Here is a 26,050-nt window from a genome sequence, read left to right on the forward strand (position 1 = left end):
CTCGACCCCCTCTAGCACGTCGAACCGATGCCGCTCTGGGAGTTGATCGCCGTGCACGAGAACGTGTCCACGATGTCTCCCTGGGGTCCGTACGCGGTCATTCCCACCTGGACGAGCGTGGGAACGGCGGAATGCGGGTCCCCGTAGATGGGCACGACCGACATGATCAGTTTGTTGTCACCGGTCAGGTGCTTCCACCCGAAGGATTCGACCTTGCTGGCCATCCTCGCGTTCGCCCTGCCGTGCAGGGCGACCAGGTTCCGGACGTCCTGGCCGGTGCCACCGCCCCAGTAACCTATCAGGTGGCCCGCCTGCGGCTTTCCGCCTCCGGCCGCGATCTCGCCCATGCCGTCGGGCTGGACGGAGGGCTCGCATTCGGGGCACTTCGGCAGACCGCCCGCACCGGTGCGCGACCTGCGGTCGCTCTGGTCGAGATAGGCCCAGGCTCCGGTCGCCCGGCAGCCCTTGTTGCCCTGGTGGTCCGTGTACTCCTCCAGGCCGCCGTAGACCCGTCCGCCGTCGATCAGCGGCATCGGGTCGCACGTCGGGTTGTTGGTGTCCGTGGTCCGCGGTGCCGGCCGGGGCTGGGGACCCGGTGACGGCGACGGGGTGGGACCCGGGCGCGGTTCGTTGTCGGCGGAGTCACCGGAATCGGTGTCGTCCGCGGACGGCATCAGCATGCTGCCCAGGGCCGTCCCCGCGTCCGCCAGGTTCTGCTGGCCCTGCGGTGTCGCCGCGTACAGGGCGGTGACGAGTGCGGCGCCCGCCCAGTAGATGGCCGGGATCGCGAAGAGGAAGTGGCCGTCCAGCTCGACGAGGCTGGTGGGATTGCCGCCGCCGAAGGCGTACCGGTTGCTGGTGTAGGGATCCACGCCGAGCTTCATGTCGGCGAGGGCGCCGTTGTACATGTCCCGGGTGGTGAACCGGTTGAGGCCCGGGCTGTAGTCGCGGAACCCCATGTCGTACGTGCCGGACTGGGCGTCCCAGCGCTTGGCGTTGTACCGGTAGGGGTTGTACTCCTCCTTGTCCGGCTGACCGGCCTCGGGCTTGTCGATGCCGGTGAACTCGGCGGCGTCGTTGTTGCCGTAGGCGGTGTAGCCGTAGGTGGCCTTGGTGTCGCCGTTCCTGTCGGTGACGGTCTCGACGTCGGTGTGGCTGTTGTAGCCGTAGTAGCCGTCCTCCGTCGTGCCGTCCGTGTTGTGCTTGGTCTGCGAGAGACGCTCGCCCCACGGGCTGTACTGGAACGACTTGGTCAGCGCGCCGGCGACCTTCTCGTCGAGGACCTCACCGGACAGGCCGAGGTACTCGAAGTCGGTGGTCTTGCCGTCCGCCGTCTTCGACGCGGTGCGGTCCAGCGGGTCGAAGGTGTACGTCGTCGACTTCATCGCGCCGCCGGCGTCCGGCTTCTGGGACTCCACGACGTGGTCGAAGCCGTCGTACACGCTCCGCTCGATGACCTTGCCGCCCGAGCTGACCGACTGCTGACGCCCGAAGGGGTCGTACGTGTAGCTCGCGCCCACGCCCGCCGTCGACGTGCTCAGCAGCCTGTTCCGGTCGTACTGGAACGTGGTGGTCGCGCCCTTGACGGTCTGGCTGACGACGTTGGCGTTGTCGTCGTGGACGTACGTCTCCGTCGTGGCGCCGTTGCCCGTCTTGACCGACGTGGCGAGCCGGTCGGCCGGGTCGTAGGTGAGGTCGGTCGTGGAGTCGAGGTACGCCGAGCGGTTGTCGGCGTTCATCTTCCGCGCGACGTCCTGCGACTTGTTGCCGTTGGCGTCGTAGGCGTAGGTGTGGGAGGCGACCAGCGTGGTGCCGTCCGCCTTCTTCTCCGTCGTCGACTTCAGCGCCGTGTCGAGGTAGTAGGTGTAGTCGACGGTGTTGCCGTTGTCCTTGGTCTCCTTCAGCTTCTGGCCGCGGTCGGTGTACGTGTACGAGGTGACCTTGGGGTCGGCGTCCGTGGCGGACGTGCCGACCGACACCGACTTGACCTTCTCGCGCAGGTCGTAGGTGTACTTGGAGAACTGGCTGGGGTGGGTGATCGAATCCGACTGCCCGTTGGCGTCGTACGTGTACGACGTCGCCTTCTTCTCCACGCCGGCCAGCGACTCCGTCACCTTCTGGACCTGGTTGAGGCCCGTGTAGGTGATGGCGTAGGCGTCGACCTTCGAACCCGGAGAGGTGTCGCCGATCGTCGTCAGGTTGCCGTTGACGTCGTACGCGTAGGTGAAGGTCCGCTTCTCGTTGTCGGTCTCCGACGCGTTGTCGCGGACGAGCTTGACCCCGTCGGCGACCACGGCGCCGCCGCTGTTCTGGTCCAGCCTCAGCTTGGTGGCGTCGGCCTGCTTGAGGGCGTAGGTGCCGAGGGCGACCCAGGTGCCGGTGCCGGCGTTCTGGTCCTTGGTGACCGCCGGTTCCGTGGTGGTGCCGTGGGTGAGGGTGTACTTCGCGGTGGTGGCGGCCCCGGTCACCTTCGGGTACTTCACGTACGCGGTGTACGTGCCGTCCTTCGGGACGTCGAGCGACCAGGTGAAGGCGTCCGTGCCCGCGCCGGCCGCGTGGGTGCGGTGGTCGTAGCCCTGCTGCCCGGTGAGGTTCCCGGTGGCCCAGGTGCCCGTGGAGGACACGGACTGGGTGTCGGAGTTGTCGAGCAGGACGACCGACCTGCCGACCGGAACACCGTCGTCGGAACGGGACTTGACCTTGCCGTCCGGGTAGAACGACCACGTCATCGTGCGGTTGGACGACCCGCCCGCCGACGTCAGCGTCCTGGCCGTCTGCTGGCCGAGGGCGTTGTAGTCGTAGGTGGTGGAGATGGACCACGGGTCCGTGGAGCTCTTCGTCCAGCCGTTGTCGAAGTAGTCGGTCGTCGCGACGTTGCGGACCGTCTGCCCCTCCGAGGGCGGCATCGAGGTCTTCGACACCCGGCCGACGGCGTCGTACTCGGTCTCCGTGTAGACGTCCGCCTTGTTGTAGCGCGGGTCCGCCGGGTCATACGGCTGGTACTGGCGCTTCGGCCGGTTCAGCGCGTCGAACTCGGTACGGGAGGTGAACGCCGTGGTCGTGCCCGCCTCGACGGCACGCGGGCTGATCACCTTGGTGGCGTTGCCGACCTGGTCGTACTCGTACCGGGTCGTCCGGTAGACGATCGGCGAGGTGCCGCTGCGCGGGACCCTGACCTCGGTCTGCTTGCCGCGCTCGTCGTAGGCGACCAGCGTGGTGTTGTTCTCGGCGTCCGTCGTCGAGACGACCAGGCCGTCCTTGTCGTACGCCTTCCGCGTGGTCTTCCCGGCGGCGTCCGTGGCCGAGGTGGCCCGGTGGTTCAGGTCGTAGGCCGACAGGCTGGTGTAGTCGGCCGGGTCGGCCGTGGCGTTCTTCTTCGGGTCGACGACCTTGACGGTGTTCCCGACGTTGTCGTACTCGTAGCTGACCTTGTCGCCGTTCGCGTTGGCGATGGAGGTCAGCTGGTAGATCTCGTTGTAGTAGTTGGTCGTGACGAAGTCCGTCGCGTCCGCCGCGGTCAGCGTTCCCTTCGGCTCGGTCGTCGTCCTGAGGTTGCCGACCCTGTCGTAGGTGTACGTCGTCCGCCGCTCGTCCGACGTCGGCGTGTACTTCGGCTCGGTCGCCGAGGTGATCTGGTCGGCCGCGTCGTACACCGCGGTGGACACCGCGCCGTTGGGCGCCGTCGACGTGGTGACGTTGTCGTTGGCGTCGTACACGGGGGCCGGAGCGGTGATCAGGTCGCCGGCGGCCTGGTCCTTGGGCTCGGTCTTGACCAGCGGGCGGCCGTAGACGTCGTACGTCTGCGTGATCTTCTTGCCCAGCGCGTCGGTGACCTGCGTGACCTTGCCGCGCTCGTCGTAGACGAACGTCGACGCGTTGTTCAGCGCGTCGGTCATCGTCGTGGGGAAGCCCGTGGGCCCGAAGCCGCTGTTCGTGTCCGCGTTGCCGTTGGCGTCGACCGCCCGGACCAGCTGTCCGTAGGCGTCGTACTCGTACGAGGTGGTGTAGTCACCCGCCGTCGCGGTGGCGACGCCCTTGGGGTCGGTGACCGTCTTCAGGTTGCCGAAGGCGTCGTAGCCGAACTGCCACTTCCGGCCCTCCGGAGAGGTCTTCGTGAAGAGGTCGGCCGCGTACCCGTCGGCGCGCGTCTGGTACGCGTACCGCGCGGAGTTGGCCGGGTAGACGCCCGGGGCGCACTCGCTCTGCGTCGGCACGCCCGCCTTGTTGTTCTCCGCGTCGCGCTTCCAGAGCGGGTAGCCCGTCCTCTGGTCGTAGCAGTACGCGGTCCTGGCGCCGTTGGTCTCCTCCGTGTACGTGACGTTGTTGTCGGCGTCCCACCCGAGCTTCATCGACTGCGACTTGGCGTTCGTCGACAGCACGGCGCGGCCGAAGTCGTCGGTCACGTAGTCGGAGGCGCGCGACTCGGCGTCGGTGACCCTGGTGGCCGTGAACTTGGGGTTGGACCCGTCCACCGCGTAGGTGAAGCCCGTGGCGCCCTGGAGACGGTCGGTGAACGTCTTGGTCCACCAGTGGTACTTCGGGTCGTCCCCGGTCTGCGGGTAGTTGTACGCCAGGGAGGTGGCGTTGCCGCGCGGGTCGGTGGCCTTGACCAGCTTGACGTTCTTGTTGCCCTGGGTGGCGTCGTACTCGAAGCCGAACACCTTCGGCTGGGTCGAACCCGCACCGTCGGTGATCTTGGTGAGCAGGCCCTTGTCGGAGTACTCGAAGGCGACCTTGCGGCCCGAGATGTCCGTCATCGACTTGATGTGGTCGATGATCTTCGGGTTGTTGCCGTCGGCCTTGGAGTAGTAGTCGACGGTCAGCGACTGCCGGCCGGCGGGGTCGGTGACGTACCGGAGGAACTTGGTCGGCTTGTTGTTCGACTTCCTCTCCTCGTAGGTGTACGTCTGGGTGTTCCCGTTCTTCTCGACCGTCGACGTCATGTAGCCGTCGCAGCCGAACACGAAGCGGGTGCCGTCCGGACGCGTCATCGTCCAGGCGTCGGGGACCGGGTCCTTCAGCGGGGTGCAGTCCAGACCGGGCTTGGCCGCCAGCTTGTAGTGGACACCGGCCGGGGCCTTCCAGGAACCGTCCGGCTGCTCACGGAAGACGTGGGTCGTGCCGTCGCCGTCCGGGAGGCGGATCTCCATCGGGTGCGGCTTGGGGTGGAACTCCAGCGGCGCGCCGAGCCGGATCGGGCCCGAGGCCTGGAAGGACCAGCCGGATCCGGAGACGGTGTCCGACGTGTCCTGGCTGTTGTACGCGAACCGGGCGAAGGTCGTGACACCGCGGCCGGGGTTGGTGAAGGCGTTGTACTGCCAGACGGTGTTGCCCGACGCCAGGTTGTTCATCAGGGTCGAGCCGGCACCGGTGTTCTTGCCCGTGTAGACGTAGAACTTCTCCATGCCGAGCTGGTTGGAGGTCGGGTCCTCCACCGCCACGTTCTGGCTCAGGCCCGGGATGCCGGAGCCGCCCGAGGTCCAGGTGCCGGTCGTCCTGTCGTAGACGTCCCAGGTCAGCACGTAGTCGGTGCGCTTGTTGCCGTTGTCCGAGTTGACCGGCGTCTTCACCTGCGCCTGCAGGCCCACGGTCCCACCGGGTGCGACGTTCGAGGGCAGTGCCGTCTGCACCTGGTTGCCGCCGGTGGTGACGTCCGTGCCGTCGGGCAGGGCCCACTTGTAGGTGAGGACGTGGTCGGCCGAGGTCCAGGTGGACGCGGTCGTGTTGGTGAGGGTGAAGTCGACGGTGTAGTCGCTGTTCGGCGTCATGCGGGCCGGGGTCTGCGGCGCGTAGTACGTCGACTCCGTGGTCGAGTCGATGTAGGTGACCACGATCCTCGGCGCGAGCCGCTGCTCGGTGCCCTCGGACGACAGGAACAGGGTGCGCTCCTGCGAGGCGGCCTCGTCGGCCATCCGCAGGACGACGCCCTTCTGGGAGGCCGGGGTCGTCACCCAGGACTGCGCCAGCGAGGTGACGTTCCAGTCGTGGCGGGCCGGGTCGTTCGTCATCGCGCCGGTGTCGGCGACGGACGCGCCGAAGTCACCGCCCTGAGCGGTCCAGTTCGTGCTCGCGTCGGCCTTGACCCATGTGGCGGTGGCCTCCTCGAAGTCACGGTTCAGCGGACGCAGTTCGTAGACGGCCCCGGTGGTGTCCTGGGCGGTCTGCGTCGACCACAGGCGGACGTTCGCGTCCAGGACCCGGGCGGTGGCGGGGATGCCGAGCGCCGGGAACTTCAGCAGGGCGCGGGTGTCGCCGTAGGTGGCGGAGTTGTTGCCGACGGACAGCCAGTTCTTCGGGCCGCTGTCGTCGATCGTGTCGTGCGGGAGCGTCGGCTGCGTCGAGGACAGGGTGGTGTCCTGGGTCGCGGTGAGCACCTTGGTCGTGCGGCCGGCCTTAGGCAGGCGTACGAGCTGGGTGGGTGCGGCGACGACCTGCCCGTCCTTCGTCTTCACCGCGACCATGTAGTAGTACGCGCGCCCGAACGGATCGGCGTCGTCGGCCTTGGTCGGCGTCGCCGACGTGTCGGTGAACGAGGTCGTGCCCGGCGCGACCGGCGCCACGAGGGTGGCGGCGGAGGGGGTGAAGGTCTGGCTGATGGAGCGGTGGACCTGGTACTCGACGAGGTCGTCGCCGGTGCCGATCGGGTCCTTGTCCTGGTACGCGGACCAGTTCAGCTCGGCGCCGGTGTCGTGGATGGTGGTCGGGGCGGCGAGGTCGACGCCCTGACGGCCGAAGGTGAGCACCAGGCGCGGGTAGTTGGCGGCCTCGCCGCCGTACCCGAACTCGGATCCCTCGTAACGGGGTCCGCCCTTGGGGCCGTTCGCGGACTCGTCACCGGCCTTGATCACGAAGCCGTTGTTGGTGTTCGTGCCGTCGATCCAGGACTGCACCGTCTTGGTGACGGGGAAGGAGTGCCAGGTGTTCAGCTCACCGGGCTGCTTGGTGACCACGCCGCCCTTGGTGAACCGCACGGCGTCCGCGATGACGGACGTGGCCGTCGAGGCGGGACCGTCCCCCAGGACGATCTTGCCGAGCGTGCCCGCCCTGAACGGATGCGAGCCCAGCGTCTTCCACACACCGGCGGTTCCGGCCTGCTGGTCGACGAGATACTGCTTCGTGCCGCCGTCGTAGGTGACGGTGAACGGCGCGTTCGTCGCACGGTCCGAGGCCGGGACGTTGTGCGTCTCGACCTGGTAGGTGCCGTCCTCGGGAAGGCTCGGCTGCCAGGTGTACGTGTCACCCGCGACCGAGTCCTTGTTGTACATGTACGTCTGGTTGACCGCGTACTGCGTGTACGCCGTGTTCCCCGACGCGGGCCAGGCGCCGACGGCCGCCGTACGGCCGGCCTCGGCGTTGTCCACCACGACCGCCGTGCCGGACAGCTCGCCCGTGATCGCGTTGGCGTTGCTCCAGGTGGCCCCGGACTCCGTCCACGCCTGCGTCGCCCGGTGCGCCTCCAGCTGCACCTCGGTGTCGCCCGTGGTGTGCGTCTGGTCGAAGTACAGCCTCAGATCGGCCGAGTCCAGCTTCGTCCCCGCGGGGATGCTGCCGACCGGGAACCGGATCAGGGCGCGCGACGTGCCGGTGGAGGTGTTGCCGACCGACAGGCGCCAGTTGTCGTCGTAGTTCGTCGTGGCGCCGTCCGACGAGATCATCACGTCCTGCGCCGTCGTCGGCGTCGGCGCGATCGAGAGCGTCGGGTCGATCGTGACCGGGTACCGCCGCTCGGGCGCGGCCAGCCACGCCGTGTCCGGCGTGACCGTCAGCTTCCAGCCGCGGCCGGCCTTCGTCAGCTTCTGGGTCACGTTCCCGCTGTACGCGGAACCGTACGGAGCCCCGGCGTCCTTCTTCGCGTCCGTCATGAACGCCGCGGGGATGACGAGGACGGGGTCCGCGCCCTCGCCGTGGAAGGAGACCGAGCCGTCCTTGTTCTCCTTCGGCGTCAGCCCGCCCGCGTCCAGGGTGAACGTGAAGGACACCGGCCCCGACGGCTTCGCGTCCAGGACGATGTTCTCCTTGACCCGCCCCGGACCGACCTCGTACGACAGGTCCGCACCGGACACCGCGTCCTTGTACGTGACCGTGTCGCCCTCGGCCACCGGGGCGAGCCTGCCCGCGCCTTCGAGGCCCAGGGTCACCGCGTGCCCGTCGCCCGCCTCGAAGCGCAGCAGCCTGCCCGGGTCCGATCCGAACCAACTGGACGCCGCGTTCGTCGTGTTGGAGAAGGCGAAGCCCCCGGCGGCGGACGGGACGACCGTCGGGTCGATGTCCTTCCAGGACCTGCCCGCCCGGTACCCGGTCGGCACCGCCGACACCTCGGCCTGCACCCGGCCGTCGGACAGCTGCCAGTAGCGGGCGTTCGCCGTCCGCCTCCCGGTCAGCTCGGCGACGCGCTTCGGCTTCGCCGCCGCCTTGCCCTTCGGGAGCTTCTCCCGGCTCGGCAGGACCGGCGTCCCGCCGGTGGACGGTTCGTCCGGCCGGGCCGGCTGGGCCCGGTCGTCACCGTCGTCGGAGAACCAGCCCGAGAGGGCATCGACGATACCCTCGTCGTCTTCTCTCGAAACCGGTGCCGCATAGGCGACTTGTGGGAGCATGGTTCCGGCAATTGCCGAAACCACGAGGCAGGCTATCGCCCGCCCGTATTTCATTTTCACGCAGATCCCTACCTTGACGTGGTGGACCCGATCCCGCCCGCATGCCTCAGGGCATGCCGAAGCAGGCCACCTCCCGCATGCGGGAAACGGCCTTGCCCAAGGCGGTCAGGTCACGGCGGGGGGATTGTTCATCACGGGACGGACGGTGCGTCAAGCGCTCACGCAAATGAGGGCATTTCAAGATCCGAGTTGGGAAGATTGAACGCGCCTTGCCGGACTTGTCGCGCGCCTGGCATTCACGGATTCCGGTGGTGTATAACCCAGGCCGAATTCGACTCGACCGAAAGTGCGGCCATGTCCACGACGGAACAACTGGAAGAACCGGCAGAGCGGGAAGGGCCCGAGGAGGCCGAGGTGCGCGCGGCCTCGCCCGTCGCGCGCCGCCGTCGTGGCATCGCCGTCGGGGCCGTACTGCTTCTCACCTGTGGGGTGTTCGCCGCGTACGCGCCGGCCGGCTCCCGCGACACGGGCGCCGCCCCCCGGCCGGAGGCACCCGCGCGGAGCGCCGCCGCCGCGGAGGTGACGTACGAGGTGCTCGGCAAGGGCACCGCCGACATCAGCTACCGGGGGCCAGGCGGTGAGGCGGCGGCGGTGGTCGCGAACGCGGCGCTGCCCTGGAGGAAGACCGTGAGCGTCCCCGCCGGCGCCGCGCCGATCGTCCAGGTCACCCTAGGCGAGCAGGGCGGCACGGCGAGCTGCACCCTCGCCGTCCGCGGTCGCCACGTCCAACGCGCCACCGCCAGTGGGGCGTTCGGGCGGACGACGTGTGGCGGCGGGGCGCCCGAGACGGCCGAAGGGGCCCACTGAACGGGCGAACCGGCCGTTCCGCCTCCCTTGACGCCCCTGCCCCGCAGGACAAGACTCCGCACGGTCAAGAACCCCACGCCCCGCACGGCCTCGTTCCGTCCCCGAACGAAGGGTTCCGTCCATGACCGCAACCGCGTCCTCCGGCAGACCCGGCGCCTCCGTCGTCGACGGCCGTGCCGAGCTTGCGCCCGGCACGGCCCTCACCGACCCCCGCTTCGCCAACGACGACCTGCTGCCCGTACCCGTGGCCGGGCGCCGCTGGACCACGTACAACTTCGCCGCCCTCTGGGTCGGCATGGCCCACAACATCCCCTCCTGGATGCTCGCCTCCGGCCTCGTCGCCCTCGGCATGGACTGGAAACAGGCCGTCCTCACCATCGCCCTGGCCAATGTCGTCGTCCTCGTCCCGATGCTGCTCACCGGACACGCCGGGCCGAAGTACGGCATCCCCTTCCCCGTCCTCGCCCGTGCCTCCTTCGGGCTGCGCGGGGCGAACCTGCCCGCCCTCGTCCGGGCCGGCGTCGCCTGCGCCTGGTTCGGCATCCAGACCTGGATCGGGGGCCAGGGCGTCTTCGTCCTGCTCGACAAGGTCTTCGGCGGCGGCTGGGCGGAGGCGTCGAAGGTCGGCGGACAGCCGTGGACCCTGTGGCTCTGCTTCGTCCTCTTCTGGGCGCTCGAACTCGCCATCATCCACCGGGGGATGGAGGCCCTGCGGCGCTTCGAGAACTGGGCCGCGCCCTTCGTCGTCGTCGGCGCGCTCGCCCTGCTCGGCTGGATCACGGTGAAGGCGGGCGGCCTGGGCCCGCTCCTCGACCAGCCGTCGAAGCTGGGCTGGGGAGCCGATTTCTGGCCCGTGTTCTTCCCCGCCCTCATGGGCATGATCGCCTTCTGGGCGACCCTGAGCCTCAACATCCCCGACTTCACCCGCTTCGGCGCGGGCCAGCGCGCCCAGGTCCTGGGGCAGACCCTCGGCCTGCCCACCACCATGACCCTGTTCGCGCTGCTCTCGGTGCTCGTCACCTCCGGGTCGCAGGCCGTGTACGGGGCGCCCGTCTGGGACCCGGTGGCGCTGGCCGCGAAGACCGACAACGTCTTCGGCCTGCTGTTCGCCCTGGTGACGGTGATCGTCGCGACCCTCTCGGTGAACATCGCGGCGAACGTCGTCTCACCGGCGTACGACCTCGCCCACCTCGCCCCCAGGCTGATCACCTTCCGCAGGGGCGCGCTGATCACCGGCGTCGTCGGCGTGGTCATCATGCCGTGGAAACTCACCGCCACCCCCGAGCTCTACATCTTCACCTGGCTCGGTCTGGTCGGCGGCCTCCTCGGCACCGTCGCGGGCATCCTCATCGCCGACTACTGGCTGGTCCGGCGGACCGTCCTCGACCTGGAAGGCCTCTACCGGGCCGACGGCCCCTACTGGTACCGGGGCGGCTGGAACCCGGCGGCCGTCCTCGCGTTCGCCGTCGGCGGCGTCCTCGCCGTGGGCGGCTCGCACTCGGCGCCGGGCACCGGCCCCTTCCCGGAGGACGGACTGATCCCCTTCCTCAAGCCGCTCGCCGACTACGGCTGGGCCGTGGGCCTGGCGGCCGCCCTCCTGCTGTACACCGGCGTCATGAGGCGCGGGGCAGCTTCCCGGCCGTCCTCCCGATCCAGCTGAGGTAGGACCAGACCCGGGTGTTCACGGCGGGGGTGTCGGTCGCGCACCCCTTCCCGTACGAGACCAGGCCGACGACGTACGGCGTCCCCGCGACCGTGTGGACCAGGGGGCCGCCGGAGTCGTACTGGCAGGTGTCCCGCCCCGGCGCGTACGTGCAGAGCTGGGCGGCCGTGACCTGGTCCATGCCCCGGGCCTCGCACGTCGGGTTGCTCAGGGTGGAGAGGACCACGGTCCGCAGGACGTCGGAGGTACGGCCCCCGAAGGAGGTGGTGCCCCAGCCGGGGGCCTCGACCTGCGTGTGGTCGAAGGAGCCGTGGGCGTACCGGGAGGGCAGGGCGGCCGGCCGCACGTCGCGGCTGAACGCCACCGGCCCGGCCAGCCGGATCAGCGCGATGTCGTCCCGCTGGGTGGCCGGGTCGTAGCCGGGGTGCGGGAGGAAGGCGGCCGGGGCCGCGAGCACGGCGTTCGGGCTGTCGTCCGCGCGCGTCAGATCGTGGTCGCCGAGGAGCACCCCCACGCGCGCGGTGCTGCTGTACGAGCCGGTGAGACAGTGCGCGGCGGTGAGCACGTACCGCTCGCCGACCAGCACCCCGCCGCACATCACCCGCCGCTCGTCCAGGTCCACCAGCCCCACCATGAAGGGGTACTGATGGGGCCGCGCCTCCTGGCCGCCGACGACCGCGTGCGCGGCCGGCGCGATGCCGGGGGGACCTAGGGCCAGGACCGCGCCCGCGACCGCCACGAAGAGCTTCCTCACCCGACGCACCCGACGCACCCGACACACCTGACGCACCCGACGTACCTGACGCACCTGACCTCCGCACCGCCGACACCATGACCGGGGGCCGGTCAGGCGCCGTGCGGAGACGTTTCCGCACGACCGTCACGGCCCGTGTGATCATCAACGAACCGACGGCGGGGGAGTCACCCGGTGCAGGCGGCGGACCGGCGAACGACGCGGTGCCGGGAGGTCCGCGAGGTCCTGTTCAGCACCCGGCGTCGGGCGCCCAGCCGGGCACGTGCTCGGCGGCCACCGCGTCCCAGGCCGGGGCCCCGCCGGGGAACGGCCAGGCGCGGGTGAGGTCGGGCGAGTGCACGACCGAACGGAGCGCGGCGGCGAGCCTCCGGCTCTCGTTCGCGATCCGCACGGACCCGAGCGGGCCCGAGAGCGCGGCGACCCGCTTCTCGTACGCGGCCACCGGATGCTCGGAGCAGGCCGCCACCCATGCGGCGCCCGGGGCCCGCGACAGGAGCAGGACCTCCGGCCGGCCGCCCTCCGCGAGCGCCGCCACCAGCCGGTCGTGCCCGTCCAGGACCACGGGGGAGTGCAGCCCGCTGATCCACCAGCCGAGCACGGGCGGCAGCACCCCCTCGCGGTACTGGCGGCGGTACGCCCGCACCCGGGGCGCGTCCACCGGCGACAGCGCCCGCAGCGGCAGGAGGTCGCGGGCGTCCTCCACCGGGTCGCCGTACCCGAACCAGGTCAGATGGCCCCGGTCCGGGTCGTGGGCCAGGAGCTTCGGCCAGTTGCCGTCCCCGAACCAGCCGTCGGGATCCGGGGCGAGCAGCCACTCGCCCGTGTGGAGCGGGCCGTCCGCCGTCGTGCGGAGCCGCGTCTCCGCGTACGCGGCCCAGCGCGCCGTCCACTCGTCCGTGCCCGGCGGCGCGAACTCCGCGAACGCACGCGCCCGTTCGGCACGGAGCGGGGGCAGCGGGGACACGTACCGGCCGGTGCGCGCGTAGTGCACCCCGTGGTGGGTGGCCCGCTGCCGGGCGAACAGCACCGGGACCGCGCCCTGGAGCAGCACGAGCCGGCGCCCGTCGGCGCACTCCATCCGCAGCCCGGGCTTCACCGGCTCCTCGACCCGCACACCGGCACCCTACGCGGCGGCTACGGCACCCGGGACGTCCATTCCGGGGTGGCGAACTTCGTCTCCGCCAGCTGCTTCGCGCGGGTCAGTTCGTCCTCCGTCAGGTGGCCCGACGTGAGCCCGTACCGGCCGCGGAACGAGGCGATCATGCGCTCGATCACCGTCTCGCGCGGAAGGCCCGTCTGCCGGCGCAGCGGGTCCACGCGCTTCTTCGCGCTCGCCGTGCCCTTGTCGGAGAGCTTCTCGCGGCCGATCCGCAGCACCTCCGTCATCTTGTCCGCGTCGATGTCGTACGCCATCGTCACGTGGTGCAGCACCGCGCCCTCGCCCGCGACGAGCCGCTTCTGCGCCGCTCCCGCGATCTTGCCCGCGTCCGTGGCGATGTCGTTGAGCGGCTGGTACCAGGCCCGGATCCCCATGTCGCCGAGCGCGCCGAGCACCCAGTCGTCGAGGTAGGCGTAGCTGTCCGTGAAGGACAGTCCCTGGACGAGGGCGTCGGGGACCGAGAGCGAGTACGTGATCGTGTTGCCGGGCTCGATGAACATCGCCCCGCCGCCGCTGATCCGGCGCACCACCTGGATGCCGTGCCGCTCCGCCGCCTCCGGGTCGACCTCGTTGCGCAGGGACTGGAAGCTGCCGATCACCACGGCCGGCGCGCCCCACTCCCAGACCCGCAGGGTCGGCGGGCGGCGGCCGGCCGCCACCTCGGCGGTCAGCACCTCGTCGAGCGCCATGTGCAGCGCGGGGGACTGCGGCGGTTCGTGGATCAGCTGCCAGTCGTAGTCGGTCCAGTCCGTGGCGTGCGCGAGGGCGCGCCGGACCGCGACGCCGACGCCCTCCGTGGTCAGGCCGAACAGATGCGTGCCCGGCGGGAGCGCCGCGTCGATGCGCGCCGCGAGGCCCGGGGCGTCCGTGTCGGCCGGCGCTCCTTCGAGGGCGCCGTCGATCGCGAGGATCGCCTCGTCCGGTTCCAGGAAGAAGTCGCCCGCGACCCGGACGTTCCGCAGGACCCCGTCCTCGGTGTCGAGGTCGACGACCACCAGCTTTCCTCCGGGGACCTTGTACTCCCCGTGGTACGCGCCGTGCACGGAACCCTCCCTGCGTGTAAGGGGTGAACTCGGCCAAAGGGTACTCCCCGGGGAAACGGGGGGTGACAAGTGCGGCATTCCGGTTGTCAGCGCCCCGTGCTTAGCTGGACGCATGATCGAAGACTTCCTTGAACACGTGCTCGGCGGCCGAACGACCGAGGTCGAGGAGGCCGTCCGCAAGGCGGCCGCCGCCGAGATCATGCCGCGGTTCCGGCAGCTCTCCGCCGACGACATCGTCGAGAAGAACGGGCCGCACGACCTGGTCACCGTCGCCGACCGGGCCGCCGAGGCCCACCTCACCGCGTCCCTGACCGCCCTGCTGCCCGGCTCGGTGGTCGTCGGCGAGGAGGCCGTCCACGCGGACCCCTCCGTGTACGAGGCGCTGCGCGGCGACGCCCCCGTGTGGATCGTGGATCCCGTCGACGGCACCCGCCAGTTCGTCCACGGCGACCCCGCCTTCTGCACCCTGGTCGCGCTCGCCCACCACGGCGAGATCCTCGCCTCCTGGACCTTCGCCCCCGCCCTGGACGAGTTCGCCGTCGCCGTGCGCGGCCGCGGCGCCACGCTCAACGGCCGGGCGATACGGTCCGGTTCCCCGGCGCCCGGCGCCGTCATCGAGGTCGCCACCTCGCATCCCGACTACACCACCCCGGACCAGAAGCGGGCCCTGGGCGGCCTCGCCGTCGACGGCGTCCGTCCGCGCCCCTGCGGCTCGGCCGGCCTGGAGTACCTCGCCATCGCGCGCGGGGCACTGGACGGCACCGCCTTCAGCTGGGAGTACGCCTGGGACCACGCCGCCGGACTGCTCCTGGTCGCCGAGGCGGGCGGCGCGACCACGACGGTCGCGGGGGAGCCGTTCCGCATCGCCGGGGGGAACGCGCTGCCGTTCACGACGGCCCGGGACGCGGCGACCGCCGAGCGGATCAGGACGCTCCTCGGGGGCGCGTGAGGAGCCTCCCGCCACCCGCCTATCCTGGAATCCTTGGCCATCGGCTGACGAAGGAGTCCGAAGGTGACGAACGAGACGTCGATGCTCGATGCCGTCGTCGTGGGGGCGGGACCCAACGGACTGACGGCCGCCGTCGAACTGGCCCGGCGCGGCCTCTCCGTGGCCGTGTTCGAGGCCAAGTCCACCATCGGCGGCGGCGCCAGGACCGAGGAGCTCACCCTCCCCGGCTTCCGGCACGACCCGTGCTCCGCCGTGCACCCCCTCGGCGCCGGCTCGCCCGTCTTCAGGACGATGCCGCTCGACCGGTACGGCCTGGAGTGGCTCCACCCCGAACTGCCCATGGCCCATCCGTGGGACGACGGCACCGCCGCCGTGCTCGCCCGCTCCGTCGCCGAGACCGCCGCCTCCTTCGGCCCCCGCGACGCCGGGACCTACCGCAGGCTCGTGGCGCCCTTCCTCGGCAAGTGGGACACCCTGGCGAGCGACTTCATGCAGCTGCCGCTCACCGCGCTGCCCCGCGACCCGGTCACGCTCGCCCGCTTCGGTCTCGCCGGACTCCCGCCGTCCACCTGGCTGATGCGAAGGTTCCGGGACGAGAAGGCCCGCGCGCTCCTCGCCGGACTCGTGGGCCATGTCATCGCCCCGCTGAGCGGTTTCGCCACCGGCGCCGTGGGCCTGGTCTTCGCGCTCGCCGCGCACGCGGGCGGCTGGCCGATGCCCCGGGGCGGCTCCCAGTCCATCTCCGACGCCCTCGCCGCGTACCTGAAGGACCTCGGCGGCGCCGTCCACACCGACTTCGAGGTCAAGCGGCTCGACGACCTGCCGCCGGCCCGCGCCTACGTCTTCGACACCTCGCCCACCGCCCTGGCCCGCATCGCGGGCTTCGGCGGGCACTACGACCACTACAAGTACGGCGCCGCCGCCTTCAAGATCGACTACGCGCTCGACGGACCCGTGCCCTGGACCGCCGAGGAGGCCCGCCGGGCCGGCACCGTCCAGGTCGGCCCCACCGCCGGCGAGATCGGCACCGCGCTGCGCCAGGCCTCCTCCGGCACCGCCCCCGACGCGCCCTTCCTCATCACCGCCCAGCCCAGCCTCGTCGACCCGTCCCGCGCTCCCGGGGGCAAGCACGTCTTCTGGGCGTACGGCCACGTCCCGAACGGCTGGCGCGGCGACCTCACCGAGGCGATCGAGCGTCAGATCGAGCGCTTCGCCCCCGGCTTCCGCGACCGCGTCCTCGCCCGCGCCACCTCCGGCCCGGCCGAACTCGCCGAGCGCAACGCCAACTACATCGGCGGCGACATCGCCTGCGGCGCCGCCCGGGGACTCCAGCTCCTGCTGCGCCCCACGCTCTCGCTGCGCCCCTACGCCACCCCGCACCCGGCGGTCTTCCTCTGCTCCTCCGCGACCCCGCCCGGCCCCGGCGTGCACGGCATGTCCGGGCACAACGCGGCGAAGGCCGTGTGGCGGAGCCTGCGAAAATAGACTGCACCCATGGCCAAGTACTTCGACGTGCACCCCGACAACCCCCAGCCCCGCACCATCGGCGCGGTGGCCGACTCCATCCGGAACGGGGCGCTCGTCGCGTACCCGACCGACTCCTGCTACGCGCTGGGCACCCGGCTCGGCAGCCGCGACGGCATCAGCCGCATCCGCTCCATCCGCGACCTCGACGACCGGCACCACTTCACGCTGATGTGCGCGAACTTCGCCCAGCTGGGCCAGCTCGTGCACATCGACAACGACGTCTTCCGCGCGGTCAAGGCGTCCACGCCCGGCGCGTACACCTTCATCCTCCCGGCGACGAAGGAGGTGCCGCGCCAGCTCCTCCACCCCAAGAAGAAGACCGTCGGCGTCCGCATCCCCGACCACGTCGTCACCCAGGCGCTCCTCGCCGAACTCGGCGAACCGCTGCTCTCCAGCACCCTGCTCCTGCCCGACGAGGCCGAACCGCTCACCCAGGGCTGGGAGATCAAGGAGCGGCTCGACCACCAGGTCGACGCGGTCCTCGACTCCGGCGACTGCGGCACCGAACCCACCACCGTCGTCGACTTCTCCAGCGGCGAGCCCGAGATCGTCCGCCACGGCGCGGGCGACACCACCCGCTTCGAGTAGACGGCGAGCGGCGAGAGGCGACCGGTCCACCCGTCCCGAAGCGGCCCTTCCCGGCCGGTCCGTGATCACCGTACGGTCGCGTGGACGCCCGTTCCCGCGCACCCACGGAGGCCCGGCCGCATGATCGTCATCGCCCACGTCAGCGACGTCCACATCGACGGCGAGCGGCGCAGCCAGGACCGCACCCGCGCCGTCCTGCGCTACCTGGAGGAGCTGCCGTACGACCTGGCGGCCGTCCTCGTCACCGGTGACGTCGCCGACCACGGGACCCCGGACGAGTACGCGGTGGCGCGGGAGCTGCTGGCCACGCGCCACCCGCTGCTCGTCTGCCCCGGCAACCACGACGACCGTGCCGCCTTCCGCAAGGGCCTCCTCCCGGAGGACACGGCGGTACGCGGCGACGCCCCCGTCAACCAGGTGCTCCGCGGCGAGGGCTTCGTCCTCGCCCTCTGCGACTCCTCGGTACCCGGCGAGCACCAGGGCCTCCTGGAGGACGAGACGCTGGAGTGGCTCGACGACGTCCTCGCCGGCACCCCGCACGAGGTGCCCGTCCTGGTCGCCTTCCACCACCCGCCGGTCCCGCTCCACACCCCGTACGTGGACGGGATCCGGCAGTTCGGCGAGGAGCGGCTCGCCGCGCTCGCCGGACGCCACCCCCACCTCACGGCCTTCCTCGCGGGCCACGCCCACACGGCCGCCGCCACGACCTTCGCCGGGCGCCCCCTGCTCGTCGCCCCCGGGGTCGTCTCCGCGCTCCGGCTGCCCTGGGAGAACCCGACCGACCACCCGCACGTCCACCTCGACCCGCCGCCCGCCCTCGCCTTCCACGTCCTCGGCGGGGACGGCCGGCTGACCACCCACTACCGGACCGTCACCGGCTGACCGCGCGACGACCGGGGCGGACGTCCATGTCGTTTTCTCGCCAGCCCGCGCCCCGTCCGTCCCCGATCCTGGAACCATGCACACCGACACCGAGCGCTGCGTACGGGCCGTCCAGTCGAAGGAGGCCCGCTTCGACGGCGTGTTCTTCACCGCCGTCCGCACCACCCGGATCTACTGCCGCCCCAGCTGCCCGGCCGTCCCGCCCAAGCCCGAGAACATGGAGTTCCACCCCAGCGCCGCCTCCTGCCAGCGCGCCGGCTACCGGGCCTGCAAGCGCTGCCGGCCCGACACCAGCCCCGGCTCGCCCGAGTGGAACGTCCGGGCCGACGCCGTCGCCCGCGCCGTCCGGCTCATCCAGGACGGCGTCGTCGACCGCGAGGGCGTCCCCGGCCTGGCCCGGCGGCTCGGCTGGTCCACCCGCCAGATCGAACGCCAGCTCCTCGCCGAACTGGGCGCGGGACCGCTCGCCCTGGCCCGCGCCCAGCGCGCCCAGACCGCCCGGCTGCTCATCGAGACCACCCCGATGCCGTTCGGCGAGATCGCCTTCGCCGCCGGGTTCTCCTCCATCCGCACCTTCAACGACACCGTCCGCGAGGTCTTCGCGCTCACCCCCGGCGAGCTCCGCTCCCGCGCCGCCCGCCGCTCCCCGGCCCGGCCGGCCGCCACCCCCGGCGTCATCAGCCTCCGGCTGCCGTTCCGCACCCCGCTGGAACCGTCCAACCTCTTCGGCCACCTCGCCGCGACCGCCGTCCCCGGCGTGGAGGAGTGGCGCGACGGCGCCTACCGGCGGACCCTGAGCCTCCCGTACGGACACGGCATCGTCGCCCTGGCCCCCCGCGACGGCCACATCGCCTGCCGGCTCTCCCTGACCGACCCGCGCGACCTCACGCACGCGATCAGCCGCTGCCGCCGGCTCCTCGACCTCGACGCCGACCCCGTCGCCGTCGACGAGCGGCTCCGCGCCGACCCGCTGCTCGCCCCGATCGTCGACCGGGCGCCCGGCCGCCGGGTGCCCGGGACCGTCGACCCCGCGGAGTTCGCCGTCCGGGCCGTCCTCGGCCAGCAGGTCTCCACCGCCGCCGCCCGCACCCACGCCGCCCGCCTCGTCACCGCGCACGGCGTCCCCGTCGACGACCCCGAGGGTGGACTCACCCACCTCTTCCCCGGCCCCGACGCACTCGCCGCGCTCGACCCCGAGACCCTCGCCCTGCCGCGCAGCCGCCGCACCACCCTCCTCACCCTCGTCCGGGCCCTCGCCGACGGCTCGCTGCCGCTCGGCCCCGCCGACGACCGCGAGGAGGCCCGCGCCCGGCTGCTCGCCCTGCCCGGCTTCGGCCCCTGGACCACCGAGATCATCGCCATGCGGGCCCTCGGCGACCCCGACGCCTTCCTCCCCGGCGACCTCGGCGTCCGCCGTGCCGCCGAGGGGCTCGGCCTGCCCGGCACCCCGGCCGCGCTCACCGCACGCGCCGCGGACTGGCGACCCTGGCGCGCCTACGCCGTCCAGTACCTCTGGGCGACCGACGACCACCCGATCAACCTCCTCCCCGCGTAACGGACCGTAAGGACCCCGCACCATGCCCGCCATCCGGCACACCGTCGTGGACAGCCCGTACGACCCCCTGACCCTCGTCGCCGTCGACGGGGTCCTCAGCCGCCTCCACATGACCGGCCAGCGCCACCGCCCGCCCGAGGAGACCTTCGGCGAGCCCGACCCGCGTCCCTTCGGCGAGGTGATCCACCAGCTCGACGCCTACTTCGCCGGCGAACTCACCGAATTCGAGCTGCCGTTGAACCTCGTCGGCACCCCGTTCCAGCTGCGCGTCTGGGAACAGCTGCTGCGCATCCCGTACGGCGAGACCCGGACGTACGGCGAACTCGCCGAGGAGCTCGGCAGCCCCGGCGCCTCCCGGGCCGTGGGCCTCGCCAACGGCAAGAACCCCGTCGGCATCATCGTCCCCTGCCACCGGGTGATCGGGGCGGGCGGCGGCCTCACCGGCTACGGCGGCGGCCTGGACCGCAAGCAGCGGCTCCTCGCCTTCGAGTCGGGTACGGCGGCGCCGGACGCGCTCTTCTAGCGCAGACGGTCGAGCAGCGCGGGCAGGGCCGTGCCGATCGGCTCGCGCACCACCTCGTCGGCGACCGGATCGTACGGCGTGGGCTCGGCGTTCACGATGATCAGCCGGGCCCCGTGCTCGGCCGCGACCCCCGCGAGGGAGGCCGCGGGATTCACCTGGAGGCTGCTGCCGACCACCACGAACACCTCGGTGGCCTTGGCGATCGACAGGGCCGTGCCGAGCACCACCGGATCGAGCCGCTGTCCGAACATCACCGTGGCGGCCTTCAGGATCCCGCCGCACACCCGGCACGGCGGGTCGTCCTCACCGGCCCGCACCCGGTCGAGCGCCTCCGTCATCGACGAGCGCGCGTGGCAGGCCGTGCACACCACCGACCGCGCCGAGCCGTGGAGTTCGAGGACCTTCCGCTCGGACACCCCGGAGGCCTGGTGCAGCCCGTCCACGTTCTGCGTGACCACCCGCAGCGCGTTGCCGCTCGTCCGCTCGTACGCGGCGATCGCCCGGTGCGCCACGTTCGGCTCGGCGGCCGGCACCGCACCGTCCAGCCGCATCCGCCACGAGAGCCGCCGCACCTCCGGGTCGGCCATGTACGGCCCGTACGTGACGAGCCGCTCGGCCCCGGGGTCCCGCCGCCACAGGCCGTTCGGACCCCGGTAGTCGGGGATGCCCGAGTCCGTGGAGATGCCGGCACCGGTGAAGATCGCGACCATGGTCATGCCCGAGACCCTAGGCACCGTCGAACACCTCCGCGAGCGGGTTTCCCGGTGTCAGGTTCCAGCCATGGCCGAGGTGAACATCGGACTCGACGCCGAACTCGTCGTGGAAGTCATGGTCCTCGCCGGCATCGGCAACCCCCAGGACGCCGTCGAGGCCGTGGTCCGCGACTACATCGCCCGCGGCCACCGCACCGAGGCACGCGCCGTCAGCCGCGACGAACCGCAGCGCACCGGCGAGATCGTCCCGCCGGAACCCCCGCAGGGCTGAGGGGCCGCAGGCGGGCGCCGCTCGGCACCCCGAGGGCGGTTTCGCGTCAAACTCCCGGCGTACTCCTGAGAGGTCTACACCTTCCGGCGGTGGCGCAGTACTGTGCGATCCGTTTCGGCGCCGTTCAGGGGGCGCCTGCCCCCGGGCAGGCGGAAAGGCGTGCGCGGCAGTGCCGTCGAGCGTTCCCCGACGGCGTCGGCTCGTGTCCACCACGACCACTGCCGAGTGAAGGACAGAACCTCGTGCCACCTCTCATACGCCCCACAGGGCGCAGCAGAGCACACCGATCCGGCCACACCCCGGGGATGCGGACCACGACCCTGACGGCCGCGGGACTCACCGCCGCCGTGGGCACCACCGCGATGCTGGTGAGCCTGCTCCCCGGAGTCGCCCTCGCCGCCGACACGCCGCCGCCCGGCGCCGCCGCCGGCTGGTCCGCGCAGAGCCCCGCCCCCGGAGCCGACTCCACCCCCGACCGGATCCCCGCGGGCGACCGCGCGAAGAAGATCGGATCCGGCTACCGCGCGTCCAAGGACCGGGCCTGGACCACGTCCGGGGACGCCACGGGCTTCCACCTCCTGGTCGCCGACGCCAAGGACGGGTACGCCTGGAAGACGGCGGCCACCCTCTACGAGCCCGGCTTCGACACGGACGCGTGGATCGGCAACGCCTGCGTGACCCGCTCCGGGAAGCGCGCGGCGGTGGCCTACGCCCCCCGCACCTTCACCAACAAGCCGGAGCTCATGGTCCGCGGCGCCTTCACCGCCGTCGTGGACCTCACCACCGGCCAGGTCACCAAGCTCCCGTACACCGCGTCCCTCGCGTACTTCTCGCCCGGCTGCGGAGCGGGCGAGAAGGCCGTCTTCAGCCAGCTCTCCCACGACGGCGAGAAGCAGAGCGCCACCCGCCTGATCGGCGTCGACGCGGCCACCGGCAGGAGCGCGGCCCCCGTCCGCCTGGACGGCCAGGTCACCTCCGCCGTCCCCACCGACCAGGGCATCGTCGCCGCCCACGGCAACCGCCTGGTCCGCGTCGGCGCCGACGGCGCCGAGAAGGAGATCGCCCGCACCGGCTCCGTCCCCTTCCAGCTGCGCCCGGACCGGTCCGGCGGCGTCACCTTCATCGAGCGCGTCCCGGACGCCCCCGGCGCGCGGACCACGGACCAGGGCGCCCAGGAGAGCACGGCCCGCCGCGTCAGCGCCCAGCAGATCCGGCAGGGCGGGGCGCGCCCCGCGACCCTCGCGCGCGGCCCCCTGACGGGCTGGGACCTGTCCGCGTCCGCCGACGGCACGGTGTACGTCACCGGCCGGGCCAGGACCGAAGGCGCCCTGCCGGCCGGGGTGGAGAACCCCGGCACGCTCGCCAAGGACGACCGCGTGTCCACCCTCGGCGCGGCCGCCGTGGGCACCACGTGGGCCCCCGGCGCCGACGCGCCGCTCGCCGGCCAGAGCACCGGTGACGAGTCCCGGGCCGTCCGCACCCGGCTCCACGTCCTCGGCACGGACGCGAAGGTGGACCTGGAGACCTTCCCCGGCGCCGAACCCGTCGCGCCGGCCCGGATCGCGGAAGGCGGCGAGACCTCGCCGGCCCTGCCTGCCCCGTCGCCCGCGAAGGGCGCGGCGTCCACCGGTACCGCGAAGGGCGCCTCCGGCGCGGCCCTCGCCGCCGCGGGCTCGCCCACCGACCCGGTCGAGGCCGAGCGCATGTGCGCGGTGCCGCGCGGCGACGTCCGCAAGCAGGCACTCCAGCCGACGCCCCGGCAGGTGGAGTGGGCCGTCGACCAGGCGGTCATCGACGGCCTCTACAAGTGGGCGAACCGGCCCGCGAACTGGAACAACACCGGGATGTCCGCGTACAGCCCGCAGGTCCTCTTCCCGCTGCCCGTCCTCCACGGCGACCCGAACGGCGTGGTCGACCGCCCCGACGAGTGGCACATCCCGGCCCAGATCCTGCTCGGCGTGACCGCGCAGGAGTCGAACATGTGGCAGGCCGCCCGGACCGCCGTCCCCGGCGTCTCCGGCAACTCGCTCATCGGCAACTACTACGGCATCTCGTACTCCGCCAGCGGCAACCAGGCCGACCCCTGGGCGGTCAACTGGGCCAAGGCCGACTGCGGTTACGGCATCACCCAGGTGACCGACGGCATGCGCCTGTCCGACACCCAGCTGTCGACCGCGCAGAAGGAGGCCGCGGCCCTCGACTACTCGGCGAACATCGCCTACGGCGCGCAGATCCTCGCCTCCAAGTGGAACGAGACGCGGGCCGCCGGCATGACCGTCAACGGCGGCAAGCCGAAGTACATCGAGAACTGGTTCTTCGCCCTCTGGGCGTACAACTCGGGCTTCCACCCGCAGTCCGCGGCCGGCAGCAACGGCGGCAAGTGGGGCGTCGGCTGGACCAACAACCCGGCCAACCCGCTCTGGAAGGAGAACCGTCCGCCGTTCCTGGAGGCCTCCGGCGGCGGCGACGACTACTCGCACGCCGCGCACCCGCAGGACTGGCCGTACCAGGAGAAGGTCATCGGCTGGGCGGCCCGCCCCATCTCCGCGCTGTTCAAGCCCGACGACATGCAGGCCGGATACCGGGCCGCGTGGTGGAACAACAACGCCTACCGCACCCGGGCCAAGCCCCCGAACATGCTCTTCTGCACCGCGTCGAACGACTGCGACATGAGCAAGATCGTCGACGGCTCCAGCAACCAGACCGGCAAGGGTCCCTGCACGCTCCCCGGCGACCCCGACGAGACCAACCCGCTCTACCTGAAGTGCTGGTGGCACGAGGCCGTCACCTGGAAGAACTGTGAGGCGGCCGCCGAGTGCGGCAACGCCGTCCACCGCTTCAACAACGCCGACTATCCCGAGCAGCCGAACGAGAACACCTCGTACCCGCCGGCCTGTTCCTCAGGGCTGCCCGCCGGGACGCTCGTCGTCGACGACGTCCCCAACGGCGTCACACCCATGGGCCAGCCGGGACACACCTGCGGCGCGAGCACGTCCGCCGGCAGCTTCTCGTTCACGTTCGCCGACTCCGCCGGCATCTTCCCCGGCTCCAACGGCACCTACCCCGGCAAGATCGACCTGCACCAGATCGGCGCCGGGTACGGCGACCACTTCTTCTTCACCCACACCCGCAAGAGCGACACGGACGGCAACCGCCTCTACACCGAGGGAACCTGGAAGCTGGGCAAGTCCCTCGACCAGTGGGTCCGGATCATGGTCCACGTGCCCGACCACGGGGCCCACACCCAGCAGGCCGCGTACCAGATCGACACCGGCAGCGGCTCCTTCACCCGCAAGCGCGTGCTCGGGCAGAAGTACAAGGCCAACACCTGGGTCACCCTCGGCGTGTACAAGGTCACCGGCACCCCGCGCGTGAAGCTGGGCAGCCGGACCCTGGACGGCACCGGCGACGAGGACGTGGCCTGGGACGCCGTCGCGTTCCAGCCGCTGGCCGCCAAGCCGAAGCACATCGTCGCGGTCCTCGGCGACTCCTTCACCTCCGGTGAGGGCGCCGGCTCCTACTCCAAGGAGAGCGACAAGGACCACGGGACCTCCGCGTGGAACGCCTGCCGCCGCAGCGCGAACGCCTGGTCGCGCAAGCTCGTCCTCCCCGGGACCACCGAGTCGCTCGGCGCCATCGCCGACTCCCGCGGTTCCGCGGCCGACCTCGCCTTCGTCGCCTGCTCGGGCGCGATGACGAAGAACGTCGCCTACGTGCCCAGCGGCAACAACCCGCAGAACCACAACGAGGGGCAGTTCGGCGAGATCCGGCAGGTCGACTCGGGAGTCCTGAGCGACGACACGACCCTCGTCATGCTGACCCTCGGCGGCAACGACGAGGGCGGCTTCGCCAGCGCCATGATGGAGTGCGGCGGTCTGGGCGACTGCAGCTCCGACTCCGGCTTCCTGCCGAAGTACAAGAAGATCGTCGACCGCATGATCCCCGACCTGCAGTCCGTGGTCGAGGACATCGCCGTCAAGGCGCCCAAGGCGAAGATCGTCCTCATGGGCTATCCGGAGCTGCTCAGCCGCTCGGTCAAGTGCGCCGGATCGCTCTACTACGACATGCCCGAGGTCGGCGCGCTGGCCGAGCTCGTCAACTACGCCGACGGCCGGCAGAAGGCGATGACCGACTCGCTGCGGTCCGGAGGCAAGAACGTGGAGTACGCCGACCCCGTCGGCGCCTTCGTCGGGCACAGCGGCTGCGACGACCCGGAGTGGATCAACAAGTTCGTCATCGGCCCGAACGGCGACGGCGACTTCCACCTCGGCGACCCGGCCGCCCAGCCGGCCTCCTGCCTGTGGGGCGCCATGGGCGGAAGCTGCATCAGCCGCGAGTCCTTCCACCCGAAGAACGCGGGCACCAGCGGCTACGCGGGCGTCATGAGCCAGCGCCTGGCCGCCATCGGATACACCGGAACCCCCTGACGTGTCAGGAGATCCCGGCCGACGCACCCGCCCGCTCGCGGGCGGGTGCGTCTGGGTCCTCCTCGGCGGCCTCCTCCTGGTCGTCCTCGGCCTGCTCGCGGCGGGCGTCCTGCTCCCGCGGGGCCTCGGCCGGCCCGCGGAGCCGAAGAGCTCCGTCCCGGACCGCACGAGCGCGGAACTGACCAGGGAGAGGCTGGAGACGGCGGCCGGTGACGGAAAGCTGACCGACGCCGAGGTCGAGGCCGCCACCGGGCCCCACCCGCACACCCGGGAGTCCGACGGCACCGCCGTACGGATCGTCGTCACCTACCCGGACCGGCCCGGGGACCCGGGCGGCTGCTACCGCTTCGTACTGCCGCTCCCGCTGAGCCTCGACACGCGGGTGGCACTGCCACCACGGGACGAGGGATGCACCCGGCGGTGAACACAGGGGGCCGGCCGGGACGTCCCGGCCGGCCCCTCGCCTCCCCCGACGACGCCCCCCCCCGCGGACCCCGCCGCGGGTTCCGCAGCGCGGGGGACGCCACCCCGGCGA

General features: G+C 71.8%; 16 protein-coding genes. 11 read left to right on the top strand and 5 right to left on the bottom strand.

The features are described from left to right. Window positions 1-11 precede the first annotated feature (11 nt). A complete protein-coding gene (locus ACFV2S_RS23940; protein WP_385562608.1) occupies window positions 12-8,594 on the bottom strand; it encodes a DNRLRE domain-containing protein in 8,583 nt (2,860 codons plus the stop codon). 354 nt (window positions 8,595-8,948) lie between these two features. On the opposite strand from ACFV2S_RS23940, the gene ACFV2S_RS23945 reads away from it, so the two are divergent. Both ACFV2S_RS23945 and ACFV2S_RS23950 read left to right on the top strand, forming a co-directional pair. Beyond that, the gene (locus tag ACFV2S_RS23945) at window positions 8,949-9,461 is read left to right on the top strand and encodes an MmpS family transport accessory protein (RefSeq protein ID WP_385562611.1); all 513 of its coding nucleotides are present in this window, start codon (window positions 8,949-8,951) and stop codon (window positions 9,459-9,461) included. 121 nt (window positions 9,462-9,582) lie between these two features. Continuing rightward, window positions 9,583-11,121, top strand: coding sequence for an NCS1 family nucleobase:cation symporter-1 (locus ACFV2S_RS23950; protein WP_385562614.1), 1,539 nt, complete (start codon window positions 9,583-9,585; stop codon window positions 11,119-11,121). Here the strand turns inward: ACFV2S_RS23950 and ACFV2S_RS23955 are convergent. The 3 genes from ACFV2S_RS23955 to ACFV2S_RS23965 all read right to left on the bottom strand — a co-directional run bounded on the left by ACFV2S_RS23955 (window position 11,075) and on the right by ACFV2S_RS23965 (window position 14,080). After that, complete coding sequence (locus ACFV2S_RS23955; RefSeq protein ID WP_385562617.1) at window positions 11,075-11,878, bottom strand: serine protease; 804 nt, start codon at window positions 11,876-11,878, stop codon at window positions 11,075-11,077. The two genes, ACFV2S_RS23950 and ACFV2S_RS23955, sit on opposite strands and share 47 nt — an antisense overlap. Before the next feature lie 229 nt (window positions 11,879-12,107). Next, window positions 12,108-12,992 carry a hypothetical protein gene (locus ACFV2S_RS23960; RefSeq protein WP_385562620.1) on the bottom strand — a complete coding sequence of 295 codons (885 nt, stop codon included), beginning with the start codon at window positions 12,990-12,992 and terminating at the stop codon, window positions 12,108-12,110. A 20-nt stretch (window positions 12,993-13,012) separates the two neighbouring features. Continuing rightward, window positions 13,013-14,080 (bottom strand): biotin/lipoate A/B protein ligase family protein, encoded by a 1,068-nt coding sequence (locus tag ACFV2S_RS23965; RefSeq protein WP_385562623.1) that lies wholly within the window; start codon window positions 14,078-14,080, stop codon window positions 13,013-13,015. Window positions 14,081-14,192: 112 nt separating this feature from the next. Between ACFV2S_RS23965 and ACFV2S_RS23970 the strand changes: the two genes are divergently transcribed. The 6 genes from ACFV2S_RS23970 (at window position 14,193) to ACFV2S_RS23995 (ending at window position 20,104) form a co-directional block, all read left to right on the top strand. After that, window positions 14,193-15,029 carry an inositol monophosphatase family protein gene (locus tag ACFV2S_RS23970; protein ID WP_385562626.1) on the top strand — a complete coding sequence of 279 codons (837 nt, stop codon included), beginning with the start codon at window positions 14,193-14,195 and terminating at the stop codon, window positions 15,027-15,029. 81 nt (window positions 15,030-15,110) lie between these two features. Then, window positions 15,111-16,514: a phytoene desaturase family protein gene (locus ACFV2S_RS23975; protein WP_385562673.1), complete on the top strand. Its 1,404-nt coding sequence runs from the start codon at window positions 15,111-15,113 to the stop codon at window positions 16,512-16,514. Window positions 16,515-16,523: 9 nt separating this feature from the next. Continuing rightward, on the top strand, window positions 16,524-17,144 hold the full coding sequence (locus ACFV2S_RS23980; protein ID WP_385562629.1) for an L-threonylcarbamoyladenylate synthase: 621 nt from the start codon (window positions 16,524-16,526) through the stop codon (window positions 17,142-17,144). Window positions 17,145-17,264: 120 nt separating this feature from the next. Continuing rightward, window positions 17,265-18,026, top strand: coding sequence for a metallophosphoesterase (locus tag ACFV2S_RS23985; RefSeq protein ID WP_385562632.1), 762 nt, complete (start codon window positions 17,265-17,267; stop codon window positions 18,024-18,026). 76 nt (window positions 18,027-18,102) lie between these two features. Next, the gene (locus ACFV2S_RS23990) at window positions 18,103-19,581 is read left to right on the top strand and encodes an AlkA N-terminal domain-containing protein (RefSeq protein WP_385562635.1); all 1,479 of its coding nucleotides are present in this window, start codon (window positions 18,103-18,105) and stop codon (window positions 19,579-19,581) included. Window positions 19,582-19,603: 22 nt separating this feature from the next. Continuing rightward, window positions 19,604-20,104 carry a methylated-DNA--[protein]-cysteine S-methyltransferase gene (locus tag ACFV2S_RS23995; RefSeq protein ID WP_383788984.1) on the top strand — a complete coding sequence of 167 codons (501 nt, stop codon included), beginning with the start codon at window positions 19,604-19,606 and terminating at the stop codon, window positions 20,102-20,104. On the opposite strand, the gene ACFV2S_RS24000 is transcribed toward ACFV2S_RS23995, so the two are convergent. Continuing rightward, on the bottom strand, window positions 20,101-20,820 hold the full coding sequence (locus ACFV2S_RS24000) for an NAD-dependent deacetylase (RefSeq protein ID WP_385562640.1): 720 nt from the start codon (window positions 20,818-20,820) through the stop codon (window positions 20,101-20,103). The genes ACFV2S_RS23995 and ACFV2S_RS24000 overlap by 4 nt on opposite strands. 64 nt (window positions 20,821-20,884) lie before the next feature. Between ACFV2S_RS24000 and ACFV2S_RS24005 the strand changes: the two genes are divergently transcribed. From ACFV2S_RS24005 to ACFV2S_RS24015, 3 genes are all read left to right on the top strand, one after another. Then, entirely contained in the window at window positions 20,885-21,088 is a 204-nt protein-coding gene (locus ACFV2S_RS24005) for a DUF2191 domain-containing protein (protein ID WP_385562643.1), read from the top strand. Window positions 21,089-21,393: 305 nt separating this feature from the next. Continuing rightward, complete coding sequence (locus ACFV2S_RS24010; RefSeq protein ID WP_385562646.1) at window positions 21,394-25,515, top strand: SGNH/GDSL hydrolase family protein; 4,122 nt, start codon at window positions 21,394-21,396, stop codon at window positions 25,513-25,515. Between the two features lies 1 nt (window position 25,516). Beyond that, entirely contained in the window at window positions 25,517-25,939 is a 423-nt protein-coding gene (locus ACFV2S_RS24015) for a hypothetical protein (protein WP_385562649.1), read from the top strand. Window positions 25,940-26,050 lie beyond the last annotated feature (111 nt).

It is taken from the genome of Streptomyces sp. NPDC059695 (genome assembly GCF_042733785.1).
Lineage (GTDB): Bacteria > Actinomycetota > Actinomycetes > Streptomycetales > Streptomycetaceae > Streptomyces.

What these genes read in the sequence shown, in the direction of transcription:
- ACFV2S_RS23970 (WP_385562626.1), top strand. Translation starts at nt 14,193, where the DNA reads ATGATCGAAGACTTCCTTGAACACGTGCTCGGCGGCCGAACGACCGAG.
- ACFV2S_RS24005 (WP_385562643.1), top strand. Translation starts at nt 20,885, where the DNA reads ATGGCCGAGGTGAACATCGGACTCGACGCCGAACTCGTCGTGGAAGTC.
- ACFV2S_RS23945 (WP_385562611.1), top strand. Translation starts at nt 8,949, where the DNA reads ATGTCCACGACGGAACAACTGGAAGAACCGGCAGAGCGGGAAGGGCCC.
- ACFV2S_RS23995 (WP_383788984.1), top strand. Translation starts at nt 19,604, where the DNA reads ATGCCCGCCATCCGGCACACCGTCGTGGACAGCCCGTACGACCCCCTG.
- ACFV2S_RS24000 (WP_385562640.1), bottom strand. Translation starts at nt 20,820, where the DNA reads ATGACCATGGTCGCGATCTTCACCGGTGCCGGCATCTCCACGGACTCG.
- ACFV2S_RS23950 (WP_385562614.1), top strand. Translation starts at nt 9,583, where the DNA reads ATGACCGCAACCGCGTCCTCCGGCAGACCCGGCGCCTCCGTCGTCGAC.
- ACFV2S_RS23975 (WP_385562673.1), top strand. Translation starts at nt 15,111, where the DNA reads ATGCTCGATGCCGTCGTCGTGGGGGCGGGACCCAACGGACTGACGGCC.
- ACFV2S_RS23985 (WP_385562632.1), top strand. Translation starts at nt 17,265, where the DNA reads ATGATCGTCATCGCCCACGTCAGCGACGTCCACATCGACGGCGAGCGG.
- ACFV2S_RS24010 (WP_385562646.1), top strand. Translation starts at nt 21,394, where the DNA reads ATGCGGACCACGACCCTGACGGCCGCGGGACTCACCGCCGCCGTGGGC.
- ACFV2S_RS23990 (WP_385562635.1), top strand. Translation starts at nt 18,103, where the DNA reads ATGCACACCGACACCGAGCGCTGCGTACGGGCCGTCCAGTCGAAGGAG.
- ACFV2S_RS23940 (WP_385562608.1), bottom strand. Translation starts at nt 8,594, where the DNA reads ATGCTCCCACAAGTCGCCTATGCGGCACCGGTTTCGAGAGAAGACGAC.
- ACFV2S_RS23980 (WP_385562629.1), top strand. Translation starts at nt 16,524, where the DNA reads ATGGCCAAGTACTTCGACGTGCACCCCGACAACCCCCAGCCCCGCACC.